Here is a 15,125-nt window from a genome sequence, read left to right on the forward strand (position 1 = left end):
CGGCTAGAGCGGGACCGGAGCAGTGGTGGACGCCCGACCATGCCGGGCGTTCCGTGTCGATTCGGCGGAAAAGGTCAGGACGTGGAGGGCTGTTGTGGTGCGAAGGCGCCGGTCACAGGACGCGGATCGCGGACTCCGCGTGCCGCTTGGCCAGGTTGAGGGTGGCCGTGGAGTCCCGGCCGAGTGCCTCGCGCGCATAGCGGCGGGCCCGAGCCAGGTCCGCGCCCTCGCCGAGCACGCTCTCGATGGCCTCCTCGCGCAGCACCACACTGTGCTGGGAGACGACCGTCACGCCGGACTCGTCGGGCAGCACCGACCACTCACCGGTGTGCGCGTCCATCAGCGCGGGGGTGGTGGTCTCCTTGTAGACGATGCGGCCCGCGTGCGGGAAGCAGACCCGTACCGACTCCGTGATGTGGGCCGGGCCGTCCGCGGTGCGGGAGTCCATCGCCATGACCTGGACACCGGGGGTGTCCTCGGTCAGTTCCAGGCGTGCCACGTGCGGGACGAGCGCGGGCCAGTCACTCACCCGGTACAGGAAGTCGTAGACCAGCTCGGCCGGGCCCTTGACCCGTACCGCGTCCTCGAAGGACAGGACGAGTTGGTCGAGCCGGGTCCAGCGCTCGGCCAGCCGCTTCAGATGGTCCAGCTCCGCACCCGAGTTGGTGTCGGTCGCCAGCTCCACCCAGGCCACGTCCTCGGGCCGGTCGCCGTGCACCGTGAAGTCGTGGCGCAGGGTCAGCAGGCTGGTGCCGCCGGCCCGCTCCTCGACGGTCCAGGTCCCGTTCATCGTCTCGACCGGGGCCTGCGGGTGCTGCCGGCGGAAGTCGATCCGCCGCGCCTGCGGGTCCTGCACGCGCCGTGAGATCCACGAACGGATCTGCCCGTTGGCCGTCGCCCACATCCGCAGCCGTTCGTTGCGCCCGTCGAACTCCAGCCGCTCCACGTGCACGTTCGGGGGGAGGAACAGCGGCCACTGCACCGCGTTGGAGATCAGTCCGTAGACGACCCCCGCCGGTGCGGCCACCTCCACCGAATGCGCCGTACGGTGCACACGCTCACCCGGCACCACACATCACCTCTTTCCTCACAGATCCAGAAATGTGCCCGGTCCGCCGCAGACGTCGAGCGCCCAGGGCGGTGATCGGGGCGGCCGGCGAAAGACCGGGGCGGGGACAGGGGCGACGCCGCTCCGTACGGCGATGCCGTCGGGGCCGCCGTACGGCCGGCCCGTGCGGCAGAGCGTCCGGTGGAAGGTCCGGAAAGGCGACGTGCGGCATGGCCCGTTCCCCTTCCGGCCGGTCGGTGTGCGGCTGCCGTTCCACAGGCCGCGGTTCACACGTTCGGCCGGGGCGCTTGAGGAATCTTCGAAGAGCGCTCGATCCGTGCCACAGAGAGTGTCCGTATCCGAGGGAACGGAGGGCCGGTCACATGACCACCGGGATGCTCGGCCGCACCGCGGCCGAAGCCGACACCGCGGCCGAAGCCGACTTCGAGGCCGAAGCCGTCGTGAGGACGTGCTCGTCCGCCCGCGCGGCGAGTGGCGCGCCCGTCACCGCGTCGTGAACCGCAACGACCCCGGCCGAGGAACAGCCGGACCGGACCCACAGGGCCTTGAGAGAAGGAGATCCAGCATGACGACGTATGCGACCGAGCCGCGGCTCGGCACCGACCGGACCGCGCTCTATGTGGAGGTCCAGCAGTTCTACGCCCGGCAGGTCCGGCTGCTCGACGAGCTGCGGGCGGAGGAGTTCGCCGCCACGTTCACCGCGGACGGGGTGTTCGCGCCGTCACCCGGCCTCCCGCCGGTGCACGGCCGCGAGGCCATCGCGGCGGCGCTGCGCGCCGCGCACGCCCGGCGTTTCGGCACCGAGCCGGTGCAGCGCCGGCACTGGTACAACATGCTGCGCGTGGACCCGGGGCCGGACGGCTCCCTGGTCACGCACTACTACACGCTGGTGATGGTCAGCCGCCCCTGGGACCCGGCGCCGGTCATCGCGCCGAGCAGTGTGGTGGAGGATGTGCTGGTGTACGAGGACGGGGAGCTGCGCACGCGTGAGCGGCGCATCACCCCCGACCACCAGTCTTTCTGACGTCACGTCAGGCATGGCGGGCCGGCCGCCGTGGTGCCCGGACATCTCGCGCGACAGCGCCGGGATGTCCGGCGGTTCGGCGGGCGCCGTGCCGCGCTCCTCCGCGCGGGCGCGCGCGGTGCGGGTCGGGCACCGGCCGCTCGGCGTCCAGCAGATCGGTACGGGCCGGGGCCCGTCTCGCGCGGGGCCCGGAGCCGGGTGAGCCCCGGCCGGCCGGCCTTGCGTGGGCGCCGCCCGCTGTCCGGGCAGCGACGGGACGTGTCGCAGGTGGTGTGCGCGGCCGCCGGGTGACGAACCGGGCCGGGAGCAGGAGGCGCGCCGGCACGGTGCTCCGGCGCCCTGCCGTCCCGGCCGCCGGAAACGGGATGGGGGCGGCGGCCGGATGACCGCTGCCGAAGGCCGTCCGCGAGGCGTCGTCGTTCCCGCGGAGGGAGCGGGGCCCGCGGACGTCCGTCAGCGGCCCCAGCTCGCGAGGCGTCGTCGTTCCCGCGGAGGGAGCGGGGCCCGCGGGTGTCCGTCAGCGGCCCCAGCGCAGCAGACCGGTGCCCACCGTCATTCCGCCGCCGAACCCCGCCAGCAGCACCAGGTCGCCGTCGGACGGCCCGTCCGCGCGGCGGGCGTCGTCCAGTGCCAGCGGTATCGAGGCGGCCCCGGTGTTCCCGTGCCGCTCCACCGGGAGGTGGACGCGTGCCGAGGTCAGTCCGAGCCCGCCGGCCACGCTCCGCAGCATTTCCCCGTTGGCCTGGTGGGGGACGAAGTGGTCGACCTCGTCGGCCCTCACCCCGAAGGCGTCGAGGGTGCCCGTGACGGCGTCCGGCAGCTCCCGCTCCACGAAGTCCCGTACGTCGCGGCCCTGCATGCGGAAGAAGTGGTCGCCGCGGGCGACGGTCTTCTCCGACGCGGGCTGCCTGCTGCCGCCCGCGGTGACACCGATCAGCCCGTGCAGATGGCCGTCGGTGCGCATGCCCGTGCCCAGGAGCCCGCGGCCCTCGGGCACCGGTCCGAGCACCACGGCACCCGCCCCGTCCCCGAACAGCGGTGCGGTCCTGCGGTCCTGGGGGTCGATGATGCGTGAGTAGACCTCGCTGCCGATGACGAGCGCCAGGCGTCGCCGCCCGTCGGTCTCGGGCACGGCCAGCAGCCGGGAACCGGTGTGCAGCGCGGCGATGAAGCCGGCGCACACGGCGTTCACGTCGAAGGCCGCCGCCCGGCGTGCGCCGAGGCGGTGCTGCACGAACACGGCGGTGGCCGGCTGCGGATGGTCGGGGGTGGAGGTCGCGACGATGATCCAGGCGAGGTCCTCCGGCCGCGCCCCGGCGTCGGCCAGGGCCCGCACGGCGGCCTCGGCCGCGAGATCGGAGGCGGCCTCGTGGTCCGCGGCGTAGCGCCGCTCCCGGATGCCGGTCTTGCGTTCGATCCATTCGGGGGTGACCCCGGCCCGGACGGCGACCGTCTCGTTGCTGACGATCCGTTCGGGCAGGTAGGAGCCGGTGCCGATGATCCCGGTGCCGCTCGGGGCGGGCGAGTACACGGTCATGCCGGCACCGCCACTCGTGTCCCGGCCAGCCGCTCGCGGACCGTGCGGAGCACCTCGTCCTGTTCCCCGACGAGGAAGAAGTGCCCGCCGGGCAGGACCCTCAGGCCGAACCCGGACCGGGTGTGGTTCACCCATGCCTGTACGTCCTCGACGCGTGCCTTGGGGTCCTGGTCGCCGGTGAACGCGGTGACGGGACAGTCCAGGGCCGGCCCCGGGCGGTAGCGGTAGCCGCGCACCGCCCCGTAGTCGGCGCGCAGCGCGGGCAGGATCATGCGCAGTGTCTCCTCGTCGTCGAGCAGCGCGCCTCCGGTTCCGTTCAGCTTCCGGATCTCCGCGACGACCTCCTCGTCGGTGCCCGGCTGCCAGGCGTCGCCGCGGTCCAGCGAGGGGGCGCTGCGGCCGGAGACGAACAGTTCGGCGGGGCCTGCGCCCGCCGCTTCCATCCGACGGGCCACCTCGAAGCCGACAACGGCGCCCATGCTGTGCCCGAACAGCGCGTAGGGCCGGTCCGTCCACGGCCCCAGCGCCCCGGCGATCCGGTCGGCCAGCGTCTCCAGGTCGGTGACGGCCGGCTCGGTGCGGCGGTCCTGCCGGCCGGGGTACTGGACGGCCAGGACCTCCACCTGCGGCGAGAGCTCCCGCGCCACCGGGAAGTAGAAGCTGGCCGAGCCACCGGCGTGCGCCAGGCAGACCAGACGTACGGGCGCGTCCGGAGCGGGACGGTAGTTCCTGAACCAGGGGCTGTCGGGGATTCCCGTCATGAGTTCTCCTAGCCGATCCGTGTGGAGCCGCGATAGGGGCCCAGGATGGCCGCGCGCACCACCCCGGGGCTTCCCCTAACCGGCCCCTAGGCCCGGCGTGCGCGTTCAGAGGGGGCGGACAGGGGTGCCCTGCGGCGGTGCCGTGTCCCACGCTGCTCAACAGTGGCCGGCTTCGCCCTCCTGGGCTCTGAAGAGAATCAGGGAATTGACGTGGACGAGATCATCAGTGCCCTTCTCTCCGAGGACGCGACGCCGCGGGACTTCGCGGGTCTTCGGCTCCCGGAGAGCTACCGCGGCGCCGTTGTCCGCAAGGAGGACACCGGCATGTTCGAGGGAATGTCCTGCGCGGACAAGGATCCGCGCAAGTCACTTCATCTGCAGGATGTGCCGACCCCGGAGCCGGGTCCGGGCGAGGCCCTGGTCGCCGTCATGGCCAGTGCCGTCAACTACAACACCGTGTGGTCGTCGATCTTCGAGCCGCTGCCGACCTTCGGATTCCTGGAGCGGTACGCCAGGCGGTTCCCGGGCGCCGCCCGCCACGACCAGCCGTACCACGTCCTCGGCTCCGACCTGGCGGGCGTGGTGCTGCGCACCGGCCCCGGCGTCAACGCCTGGCATCCCGGCGACCGGGTCGTCGCGCACTGTCTGTCGGTGGAGCTGGAGTCCTCGGACGGCCACAACGACACGATGCTCGACCCCGAGCAGCGCATCTGGGGCTTCGAGACCAACTTCGGCGGCCTGGCGCAGCTCGCGCTCGTGAAGTCGAACCAGCTGATGCCCAAGCCCGAGCACCTGAGCTGGGAGGAGGCCGCGTCCCCCGGACTGGTCAACTCCACCGCGTACCGCCAGCTCGTCTCGCGCAACGGCGCGGGGATGAAGCAGGGCGACAATGTGCTGATCTGGGGCGCGAGCGGCGGACTCGGCTCGTACGCCACGCAGCTGGCGCTGGCCGGCGGCGCCAACCCGATCTGTGTCGTCTCCAGCGCACAGAAGGCGGAGATCTGCCGGAGGATGGGCGCCGAGGCGATCATCGACCGCAGCGCCGAGGGGTACCGGTTCTGGAAGGACGAGCACGACCAGGACCCGCGCGAGTGGAAGCGGTTCGGCACGCGTATCCGTGAACTCACCGGTGGCGAGGACGTCGACATCGTCTTCGAGCACCCGGGCCGCGAGACCTTCGGCGCGAGCGTGTACGTGGCGCGCAAGGGCGGCACGATCGTCACCTGCGCCTCCACGTCCGGTTACAAGCACGAGTACGACAACCGCTATCTGTGGATGTCGCTGAAGAAGATCGTGGGCTCCCACTTCGCCAACTACCGCGAGGCGTGGGAGGCCAACCGGCTCGTCGCCAAGGGCAGGATCCACCCGACGCTGTCGAAGGCGTATCCGCTGGAGGAGACCGGCCAGGCCGCGTACGAGGTCCACCGCAATCTCCACCAGGGCAAGGTCGGTGTGCTGGCGCTGGCCCCGCGCGAGGGGCTCGGTGTGCGGAACGAGGAACTGCGCGAGAAGCACATCGACGCCATCAACCGTTTCCGGCAAGAGGAGGCGCGGACCTCATGACTGCGCGACAGACCACCACACCCGTGACGGGCATCGTCGGCCTGGGCTCGACGGGCGAGGCCCTCCTGCATCTGCTGCACCGCGCGGGTCACACCGTCGTCGCCGTGGACAGCGACCTCGACGTCCTGGCGCGGGCCGCCGGCCGGCTCAAGGCCGCCCTCGCCGCCGAGGACGGCCCGGCGCGCCCCGGCGTCACCTTCACCGCCGACCACACGGCACTGCGCACGGCCGGCCTGGTCATCGAGGCGGTACCGGACGACCCGGCGGTCAAGAGCGACGTGCTCGGCAGGATCGCCGCGGTCTGTCCGCCCGGCACCCCGGTGGTGACCACCACGGCGGCGCTGTCCGTCGCGCGTCTGGCCCTCGCCACCGGCCGGCCGGGCGACGTCGCGGGGCTGCGGCTGTTCACCCCTCCCGTCGCCGGCGGCCCCGTCGAACCGGTACGGACGGCTCTGACCTCCCCGGACACCGCCGCCGCCGTGGACGCGCTGGTGGCATCGGCCGGGCTCACCCCGGTCGCGGTCGGCGCCCGGCCCGCCGCCGACGCCACCGCGCTGATTCTCGGGTTCCTCAACCGTGCCGTCATCCTCTTCGACGAGGGGTACGCCACCCAGCACGACATCGACACCGCCATGCGGCTCGGCTGCGGACTGCCGGCGGGCCCCCTGGAGACGCTCGACCGCATCGGCCTCAGGACCGCGCACACCGCGCTGACCGAGCTGTGGCGGCGCACCGGCGACAGCGCCTTCGAACCCGCCCCGCTGCTCAGCCGGATGGTCGCGGCCGGACGGCTCGGCCGCACGAACGGCGACGGGTTCTACGCGTACGACGAGACCGGTGCCGTGATCGGCTGTGCGGCCGACGGCCCCGGCGACACGGACGTCGCGCCCGTACGGCGGGTGGGTGTGCTCGGCTCCGGCGCGATGGCACGCGGTATCGCCGAGGTCACGGCCGGCGCCGGGTACCCCACGGTCCTCGTGGCCCGCACCGCGGAGAAGGCCGGCCAGGCGCTGGAGGCCGTCGGGGAGTCCCTCACCCGGGCCGTGCGGCGGGGCAGGGTCACCTCGCAGGCCAGGGCATCAACCCGTGAACTCCTCACCGGCACCGATGACATGGCGGCACTGGCCGGCTGTGATCTGGTGATCGAGGCGGTCGCCGAGGACACCGGCGTCAAGCACGCGATGTTCGCGGCGCTCGGCGAGGTCTGCGCTCCCGGCACCGTACTGGCCACCACCACGTCGAGTCTCTCCGTCGCCGCCTGCGCCGAGGCGTCCGGCCGCCCGGCCGATGTCGTGGGAATCCACTTCTTCAACCCGGCGCCGGTGATGAGACTGGTGGAGCTGGCGCACACCGGAACGGTGGACCAGAAGGTCCTGGCCACGGCCCGTGCCTTCTGCCGCACCCTCGGCAAGACGACGGTGGCGTGCCCGGACCGTACCGGCTTCATCGTCAACAGTCTGCTCTTCCCCTACCTCGGCGCGGCCCTCGCCCTGCTGGAGCGGCACGACGTGGACATCGAGGAGACCGACCACGCGATCCGGTCCGGATTCGGCTACCCCATGGGCCCGTTCGCGCTTCTGGACACCATCGGCCTCGATGTCTCGCTCGCCATCCAGAACCGGCTGTACGCGTGCTTCGAGACGCCCGAGTACGAGCCGGCCGCCGCCCTGGAGGAGCTGGTGGCCGCGGGACTGCTGGGCCGCAAGAACGGGCGGGGGCTGCGCACCCCGGCCCCGCCTCGCTGACCGTTTCCCCGGCCCGGGGGCCCCGTCCGGCGGGTCAGGGCCGGGGCCGCGCCGCCACGAGGTCCGCCAGGTCCAGGCGGGACTTCACGCACAACTTGCGGTACACCCGGGTCAGATGCTGCTCCACCGTGCTGGTGGTGAGGTACAGCCGGGCCGCGATGGCCCGGTTGGTGCAGCCGTCGGCCGCCAGCACCACGACCCGCCGCTCGGCCTCGGTCAGAGCGGCGATCGGGTCGCCGTCCGCGGCGTCCTCGCCGCGCAGGGCCTGCACCGCGACGGCGGCGGGGGTGCTCCAGTCGGCGGCTCCCCGCGGCTCCAGGCGCCAGCCGGCCAGCAGGTCACGGCAGGCGTGGAAGTCGCCGAGGGCGGCCTTCGGGCGCCCGACGGCCAGGTGGTAGTGGCCCCTGGCCAGTAGATAGTGCAGCCCGGCCCGGGTGTGGAACATCGCGGCGGGCACGGGGGTGCGCAACCGCGCCGCCGCTTCCTCGTACGCGCCCCGGCCGGTCGCCGCCAGCACCGCCGCGGACAGCGGCATCCCGATGGCCACCCCCCAGGCCCGCGGCGACAGCAACGACAGCGCCCGGCCCGCGTGCTCCGCCGCGAGGTCGTGCGCGCCGGTCCGCCCCTGCACCACGGCCGCCGCCGCGGCGGCCACCGCCCGACGGGCCGGAGTCGCCCGCGTCCGGTCCCCGCCGGCCAGCAGCGCACACCACCGGGCGGCCCGCCCGGTCTCCCCCGTGTGCAGCAGCGCCGACAGGACGGCGGCGACGGACACGGGGGGCGCGTGGTCGTAGACGATCGACTCCAGCACGCGTTCGGCGGCTTCGTCCCGCTCCTCGGCCGCGTGTCCGGCCGGCTCCCGGCCCGCCTCGGCCGCGTCGTGCGGGAACGGCCCGGTGCCCGTATCCGGGTAGACGTACGCCAGCGCCGCGGCCGGCTCGCCCGCCCCGCCGGGCTCGTGCAGCTCCGGCAGGGCCCGCGCCGCCCCGGCCGGACGCCCGTGCCAGAGCAGCAGCCCCACCACATCGGCGGTGTCCAGGCCGGCGGGCGGGCGGGCGCCGAGGTTCCGTTCGAGGTCGGGCAGATGCCGGATCACGGCCGCGGGATCGGTCTCCCACTCGGCCCGGGCCAGCATCGTCAGCAGCCCGGCTTCCTCGTGGCCGCCGGCCCGTCGGGCGGTACGAAGGAAGTCCGCGGCCTGCCGCGCCCCGCCGGAACTCATCGTGTGCCGGGCCGCCTCGGCGAGCACCGCGGCGGCCCACACCGGACCGGACCGGCCGCCGGCGGTATCGGCGGCGACCAGATGACGGGCGACCGTGGCCGGTTCGGCGCCGTTCTCGTACAGCATCCGGCCGGCCGCGGTGTGCAGCCGGCAGGACTCCTCGGCGGACAGTTCCTCCAGCACGGCCGCCCGCACGCCCTCGTGGCGCAGCCGTCCGCCGTCGAGCAGCCCGATCGTGTCGAGCTCGTCCAGGCAGGGGCCGACCGCGCGTTCGAGGGTCTCCAGCAGCCGGGCGAGCAGGGTGAGCGTCGAGGCGTCGGCGAGCACGGCCAGGGCCCGCGCGGCCGACACCGCCGGAGCACCGGCTCCCCGCAGGCAGCCGGTGACGGCCCGCCGGAACGCCGTGCCCGCCACCGGGCGGGAGGGGCGCACCGGTTCGCAGGCCCGGTGGTCGTCGAGCAGCCCGCGCAGCAGCCGTGGGTTCCCGCCGGTGAAACGGTGCCAGTCGGGGGCGAGCCGCCTCGCCGTGGACAGGTCCATTCCGCCGCCCGAGGGCGCGGCCAGGAATTCGGCGACGCCGTCCTCGTCGAAGGTCGTGAGCGGTACGGAGGCGCAGCGGGGATGTCTCAGCAGTTCGGCCAGCGGCAACAACAGCGGGGGCCGGGAGCGGCCGCTCATGACCAGCAGGACCCGGCTCGTCGCGAGCCGTCCGCACACATACAGCAGGCACCGGGCGGAGACCTCGTCCACGTGGTGCACATCGTCGACGAGGACCACCACGGGGGCGGTCGCGGCGAGTTCGCGCAGGGCCGTGTGGAGCACGGCCGGGTCGTCCGGGGGCTCTGCGCGCGAAGCGGTGTCCTCGAAGGAGTGCCGCGGTGAGAGACCTCGTGGCCGGTGGTGGTGTTCGGCGTCCGGTCCGGCGCCGCTGAGCAGCTGCCCCACGACCCCTGACGGCAGATCCGTCTCGGCCGGGGAGGCTGACGCGTTCAGCACCAGCGCGCCCGAACGCCGGGCCTCTTGCGCGAAGACCCGTAACAGGGCGCTCTTGCCGGTGCCGGGGCTGCCGGTGACGAGCGCCGCGCGGCCCTCGCCCCGCCGGGCAGCCTCGAAGAGCTGCCCGAGCAGGCCGAGTTGTGCGCCCCGCCGCGCCAGCCGCACCGGCAACCCCCAAGTCGTCAGGCCGGCCTGATGGCCGCCGTCCTCTCCTGTTCTCCTGGGAAGTCTGCACAGGAACACGGAAGCTTCGCTGGTGCCGGACCGGAGCCCCGCTCGAAGGGCTCGTGCGCACCTCGAACGGGCTGCCCGGCAGCAGGCCGTGACCGGCCGCGGGCACGACGTCCGCCAGGGTGCGGCGCGGCGGCACGGCCGCGTCCGGCGGCCGCAGCAGCAGCACGGCCGCGTCCGGCGGGTACGGCGGACAGCCGCCGGCCGGCTCCCGGCTCCCGGCCGGCGCACCGGTCCGCACCGGCGGACGCGAGGCGCCGCGCCGGCGCGCCGTGATGGCCGCCGAGCACCCCCGGCAGCCGGAGCCGCGCATGAGGCCCGCCAGGCGTTCGAGCTGTGGCCGGCCGCCGTCTTGCGCCATGGGTCAGAGACAGGACCCCCAGCCCGGCCGGGCTTCCGGGGCGCCGCTAGGGGGTGTCCCGTGCGCTGCCGCCGAGGAGGCGTCGGGACAGTTCACCGATCAGTTCGCCCGCCGAGCCGGAGAGGACCTCGGGCACGGTGAGGTCGTCCAGGATCATTCCGTGCACCGCGAGGTACATCAGGACGACGGTGACACGGTCGCCGGGCAGGCGCGCGTCCAGGTGGAAACGGACGTTGTTCTCCAGCTCCGCGGCGAGGATCTTGTTGAGGTCGGCGCCGAGTTCGGGGCGGCGGGTGCCTTCCAGCCGCAGTTCCAGCATGGCGAGGTAGCTGCTGCGGTCCGCGTCCATGCGCTGATGGACCTGGCGCAGCAGGAGCGCCACCAGTTCCGGGGAGGGCGGGGCGGTCATGGTTTCGGCGAGCTCGGCGGGATCCGGTGTCAGACGTTCACGGGTGCGCCGCATGATCTGCCGCAGCAGTTCCGCGCGGTTGAGGAAGTAGTTGGAGGAGGTGCCCACGGGCACCTGGGCCTCGGCGTCGACGGCGCGCAGTGTCAGTCCGCGTGAGCCCTCGCGGGCGAGGACTTCGATGGCCGCGTCGAGCAGTGCGGTGCGGCGGGCCGGATTCTGGCGCACGGGGAGACCTCCACAGACATTGACACCACTTCAGCTGAAGTACTACATTCAAAGCACTGCAACAGACTACATCGCAGCGACAGATGGGAGTCAACATGCGAGCCCGTACAGCGACCGGGCGCCGTTCCGGCGCGGTCACCGAGTTCAAGCGTGGCGGCCGCGGCATGCAGCCGCCGAAGCCCCGGTCCGTCCCCCGCCCCCGGCCGCTCCCCAAGCCCGGCACCCGGCGGTGACCCCGGCGGTGCCCGCGACGGACCCGGTACCGGCCGCGGCGGAGAACTCACCCCGGGTGAGGGCTTCTTCGGCCGGCGGGTCCGCGCGGGCACACGGCGCCCCGGCCCGTGGTCACCCGGCGCGCCGGGCCGCGGCCTCCAGCAGCCGCGCGAAATCGCCGGCGCCGGCCGAGGCGGCGGCCAGCACCAGGAGCGGCGGACGGCCGCCGTCCGCCGTGATGAGCCGGGCGGTCTCGTACGCGGTTTCCCCGCAGCCCGAGAACCCGGCGAGCACGAGACGGCCGCCCGCGCCGGCCAGGGGCCGCAGCGCGGTGTACACGGCACGGGGATCGCGGGGGACGGAGCCCAGCAGCACGAGTGCCTCCGGCCCCCGGTACGAGCGGGCGAGCAGGTCGTAGCAGCGGCGGGGGTTCCCGTGCGACGGGAGCAGGCAGACGGTCCCGGCGGCGCTGTCGCGGGCGGGACGCAGGGTGATGACCGGGAACGCCCCCTCCCCCCGGGTGCCGCCGCTGTCCGCACAGGCGCCGGCGCCGGGGCCCGTAGGGACGCCGGGGCCCGTATCGGCGGCGGGGCCCGTATGTGTGGCGGGGTCCGCGGGGGCGGTGTCGCCGCCGGCCAGGAGTTCCAGTACTCCGGCGATGCTCGTCGACTCGTCCGCGACACGCGGGAGTTCCCGCATCAGCCGTCCGAGATGCCCCAGAAGACCGGTGACGCCGGTGAACCGGGCACGGTCGTAGGTGACGTTCACGACCAGCCCGCCGTCCTCGTGATGCCGGGCGACGAGAGTGAGAGGGAACGCCGTCCGGGCCCCGCGGGTCTCCGGGGACGCCACGCGCACTCCCTGAGCGGCGAGTTCCCCCACCACGCCCTCCAGCACCCTCGGCCGGCCCTCGAAGACGACCAGGCTGCCCGGCGGGCCGGGCGGCCGGTCCGGCGCCTGGGTCCAGGCGCGGATCTGGCCCGCCGAGACCCACTCGTAGGCCGACGTGTCCAGCAGCCGGTCACGCAGCGCGGTCAGCAGCCGCGGCACGCTGGAGCGGGGGTCGACGACGACGGACAGGGGCAGCGGGTTGCGCAGGGCGCCGGGCAGGCACTCCGCCCCCTCCAGCAGGATGCCGCGTCCGGACAGGGCCACGCTGAAACGGACCGGTACCGGGCGGCCGGCGGACCCGGCCGCCCGGTACAGCAGCAGCGCCCAGGCCGCCTGGAGCGCACCGCTCTCGGTACTGCCCCAGGCCGCCGCCCAGGCACTGAGCCGCGCTGTCTGGCCGGCGGTGAGCCGCAGCCGGGCACGCCCGGTTCCGGCCCCCGTGCCGCCCGAAGCGTCCGTGCCGCCCGTACCGCCCGTACCGCCTGAAACGTCCGTGCCGCTTGTGCCGCTTGTGCCGTCCGAAGTGTCTGTGCCGTCTGTGCCGTCTGTGCCGTCCGAAGTGTCCGTGCCGCCCGGGGCGGGAACCGTGGTGCCGGTGGCGGTGGCCTCGGCGGCCGGCAGGGGCGAGTGTGCCGCGCCGGGCGGCGGCGCGGCCCATGACCAGAACTCCCGTGCCGCAGCGGTGTCCTGGCCCGCGAGCCAGTGCGCGTGGTCGCCCAGGTCGGGGCGCCGTTCGCCGCCCGGCAGCCTGCCGTCGGCCAGATAGGCGCGGCAGAACCCCCGCAGAAGCAGGCGGGCGCTCCAGTCGTCGAGCAGGGCGTGGTGGTAGGTGAGCAGCACCCGCGTGGGCGGTGCGGTCGCGGACCCGGCGGGCCCGCCGTCCAGCACGGTCACGCGCAGCGGTCCGGGCCGGCGCGGGTCCAGGCCGCGTCGCCGGTCGCGTTCGACGAGTGCGGCCCAGTCGTCGGTGCCGTGCGGCAGCCGCACGACGTCCGCCTCGACGTGGTCGTGCAGAACGATCCGCGGCTCGGGGCTGTCGGCGAAGGCGGCGCGCAGCACGCTCTCCCGGTCGAAGAGGGCCTGCCAGGCCGCCGTGAAGCGTTCGGGGTCGAGCGGCCCGTGCCACACCCAGGTGAGCTGTTCGACATGGCGGCCGGTGCCGGGGTGGGCGTCGGCGTCGGCCATCAGCTCGCGCTGGAGCGGGCTCGGTGCGAGCGCGCGTATGACGGTGCCGGCCGGGAGCCGGTCGGTGAGCAGGTCGGCCAGCAGGCCCACCGGGAGGCCGCCGGGCGTGCCGGCGGTGAGCCGCACGGTGTGGTGGCCCGGTCCGTGGCGGGTGATCCGGTGCCGCCAGCGCGGGCCGTCCGGCAGGCGCGCGGCGATCCGGTCCAGCGCCGCTCCGAGACGGCCGGTGTCCATGGCGCCGCGCAGTTCCAGGACGGGCGGGGCGTCGTAGGGGGGTTCTCCGGGGTCGACGACGACGGTCACCGGCCCGTCGGGAGACGTGTGTGAGGAGTGGCTGGCGGTCATGGCGTGTGCGGGGCGCGCCCCCTGCCTCCCCTCTCTGCGGGTGCGGAACGAGTGTGCGGACCCGGCCCATGAGGGCCGGATGCGGCGCCGGCGCGGCGCGGGCCGGGCGAGTCCGGCCGGGCGCGGGGCGGCACGGAACGGTCTCAGCGGGGTCCGCGCGGCGTCGTCCCGGCCGCGTGGACCACCGCGTGGGCGCGATGGCGCGGTTCGCCGGGCCGCTGCCCCCGTGGCCGTGAGACGGCCGCCGCGGCCGTGCGCCCGGCGGCGGGTGGCATGGCGCCGGGAAGCGTCCGGAGGGGGGCGCGGCGTGGCGCGGGCGCCGGGAGGTCTCGTTCTCTCACGGCAGCCTCCTCGTCCTGGTGTCCCCGTCGGTTTCCGTATCCGTCGTCCGGCACGATAGCCGCGCGCGGGGGCGGGATTCCGGTTTCTGCAGCGGCTCTGGACGGATCCGCGAACCGCCCTGGAGCGGCGGCCGGGGCGGACGGGTCCGGCGCCGGCTCCCGCCGGTCCCTCACCGGGCCGGCCGGGTTCCGCTACGCCGCCGGTGACCGCGTCCGCGGGGACCGCCGACGCGTCCGGCAGGCCCCCGCCGCGCCACCGCGCCACCGCGCCGCGCCACCGCCCCGCCTCGCCACCTCGCCACCGCCCCGCCGTACCGCCTCGCCACCTCGCCACCGCCCCGCCGCGCCACCTCGGCGCCGTGCTGCCGCGCCGCCTCGCCGCCGTGCCGGGTGCGCCGGTGGCCACGGGTCCCGGGGCGGGGCGGGTGTCAGCCGGGGCCGAGGAGTCCGGCGATGGTCCCCATGAATCCCTCGTCGAGCATGGTGTGCGCCGCGGTGTCGCGTGAGGTGTCCAGTCCCACGTCGTGGCAGGCCACGCTGAGCAGATAGCGGCCCAGTACGCGGCGGGTCGTGAAGGCCCATTCGCCGCGTGTGGCGGGGGTGCCGTCGGGCGCGAGCAGTCCGCCCGATCCGGCGTCGAAGCCGAACTCGGTGAAGCCGAGCCGCAGTCCCTGGCCGAGCGCTTTGGTGTAGGCCTCCTTCAGGGTCCACAGTCTCAGCAGTCCGGCCGTCCGCTCCGCCTCGGGCAGCCCCGCGAGTTCCGCGTGCTCGGCGGGTGTGCACACATGGCGCTGGAAGAGTTCGAACGGCATGGGCCGGCCGGCGGGTTCGGCGTCGACCCCGATCCTGCCGTTGCGGCTGATGCCGACGGCGATCAGGTCGTCGGTGTGGGTGAGGCTCACGTCTATCTGCCCGAAGCCCCGCAGATAGGGCCGCCCGCCTATCTTGTACGCGAGGTCGAGATCGGCGGGTCTCACGCCCAGCGCGGCCGCGGCCGTGCACTTGGT

Annotated in this window: 11 protein-coding genes; 4 read left to right on the forward strand and 7 right to left on the reverse strand. The window is 74.5% G+C overall.

Features of this window, described 5'->3' with window-relative positions; genetic code table 11:
- Positions 1 to 112 precede the first annotated feature (112 nt).
- Positions 113 to 1,069, reverse strand: a complete 957-nt coding sequence (locus ACIOGX_RS36645; protein WP_356517861.1) for an aromatase/cyclase — start codon at positions 1,067 to 1,069, stop codon at positions 113 to 115.
- Between the two features lie 362 nt (positions 1,070 to 1,431).
- Between ACIOGX_RS36645 and ACIOGX_RS36650 the strand changes: the two genes are divergently transcribed.
- Positions 1,432 to 1,566 carry a hypothetical protein gene (locus ACIOGX_RS36650; protein WP_356517859.1) on the forward strand — a complete coding sequence of 45 codons (135 nt, stop codon included), beginning with the start codon at positions 1,432 to 1,434 and terminating at the stop codon, positions 1,564 to 1,566.
- Between the two features lie 68 nt (positions 1,567 to 1,634).
- On the forward strand, positions 1,635 to 2,093 hold the full coding sequence (locus ACIOGX_RS36655) for a nuclear transport factor 2 family protein (protein WP_401919067.1): 459 nt from the start codon (positions 1,635 to 1,637) through the stop codon (positions 2,091 to 2,093).
- Positions 2,094 to 2,610: 517 nt separating this feature from the next.
- Here ACIOGX_RS36655 and ACIOGX_RS36660 read toward each other — a convergent pair.
- Positions 2,611 to 3,630 (reverse strand): beta-ketoacyl-ACP synthase 3, encoded by a 1,020-nt coding sequence (locus ACIOGX_RS36660; RefSeq protein ID WP_356517855.1) that lies wholly within the window; start codon positions 3,628 to 3,630, stop codon positions 2,611 to 2,613.
- Positions 3,627 to 4,391 carry a thioesterase II family protein gene (locus ACIOGX_RS36665; protein ID WP_356517853.1) on the reverse strand — a complete coding sequence of 255 codons (765 nt, stop codon included), beginning with the start codon at positions 4,389 to 4,391 and terminating at the stop codon, positions 3,627 to 3,629. The genes ACIOGX_RS36660 and ACIOGX_RS36665 overlap by 4 nt, the downstream gene beginning before the upstream one ends.
- Positions 4,392 to 4,601: 210 nt before the next feature.
- Between ACIOGX_RS36665 and ccrA the strand changes: the two genes are divergently transcribed.
- The gene (gene ccrA / locus ACIOGX_RS36670; protein WP_356517852.1) at positions 4,602 to 5,954 is read left to right on the forward strand and encodes a crotonyl-CoA carboxylase/reductase; all 1,353 of its coding nucleotides are present in this window, start codon (positions 4,602 to 4,604) and stop codon (positions 5,952 to 5,954) included.
- A complete protein-coding gene (locus ACIOGX_RS36675) occupies positions 5,951 to 7,699 on the forward strand; it encodes a 3-hydroxyacyl-CoA dehydrogenase family protein (RefSeq protein ID WP_384774214.1) in 1,749 nt (582 codons plus the stop codon). Before ccrA ends, ACIOGX_RS36675 begins: the two co-directional genes overlap by 4 nt.
- Positions 7,700 to 7,733: 34 nt before the next feature.
- On the opposite strand, the gene ACIOGX_RS36680 is transcribed toward ACIOGX_RS36675, so the two are convergent.
- From ACIOGX_RS36680 to ACIOGX_RS36695, 4 genes are all read right to left on the reverse strand, one after another.
- Positions 7,734 to 10,082 carry an AAA family ATPase gene (locus ACIOGX_RS36680; protein WP_401919082.1) on the reverse strand — a complete coding sequence of 783 codons (2,349 nt, stop codon included), beginning with the start codon at positions 10,080 to 10,082 and terminating at the stop codon, positions 7,734 to 7,736.
- Between the two features lie 473 nt (positions 10,083 to 10,555).
- The gene (locus ACIOGX_RS36685; RefSeq protein WP_387014231.1) at positions 10,556 to 11,143 is read right to left on the reverse strand and encodes a TetR/AcrR family transcriptional regulator; all 588 of its coding nucleotides are present in this window, start codon (positions 11,141 to 11,143) and stop codon (positions 10,556 to 10,558) included.
- A gap of 345 nt (positions 11,144 to 11,488) precedes the next feature.
- Positions 11,489 to 13,777 (reverse strand): condensation domain-containing protein, encoded by a 2,289-nt coding sequence (locus tag ACIOGX_RS36690; protein WP_401919070.1) that lies wholly within the window; start codon positions 13,775 to 13,777, stop codon positions 11,489 to 11,491.
- A gap of 769 nt (positions 13,778 to 14,546) precedes the next feature.
- A partial coding sequence (locus tag ACIOGX_RS36695) for a 4'-phosphopantetheinyl transferase family protein (protein WP_401919072.1) occupies positions 14,547 to 15,125 on the reverse strand: 579 nt, incomplete at its 5' end.

It is taken from the genome of Streptomyces sp. NPDC088147, assembly GCF_044741565.1.
Classification (GTDB): Bacteria; Actinomycetota; Actinomycetes; order Streptomycetales; family Streptomycetaceae; genus Streptomyces.

Bases quoted from the DNA above. Each gene is read 5' to 3' on its own strand.
- ACIOGX_RS36650 (WP_356517859.1), top strand. From the start codon at position 1,432: ATGACCACCGGGATGCTCGGCCGCACCGCGGCCGAAGCCGACACCGCG.
- ACIOGX_RS36655 (WP_401919067.1), top strand. From the start codon at position 1,635: ATGACGACGTATGCGACCGAGCCGCGGCTCGGCACCGACCGGACCGCG.
- ACIOGX_RS36660 (WP_356517855.1), bottom strand. From the start codon at position 3,630: ATGACCGTGTACTCGCCCGCCCCGAGCGGCACCGGGATCATCGGCACC.
- ACIOGX_RS36665 (WP_356517853.1), bottom strand. From the start codon at position 4,391: ATGACGGGAATCCCCGACAGCCCCTGGTTCAGGAACTACCGTCCCGCT.
- ACIOGX_RS36675 (WP_384774214.1), top strand. From the start codon at position 5,951: ATGACTGCGCGACAGACCACCACACCCGTGACGGGCATCGTCGGCCTG.
- ACIOGX_RS36690 (WP_401919070.1), bottom strand. From the start codon at position 13,777: ATGACCGCCAGCCACTCCTCACACACGTCTCCCGACGGGCCGGTGACC.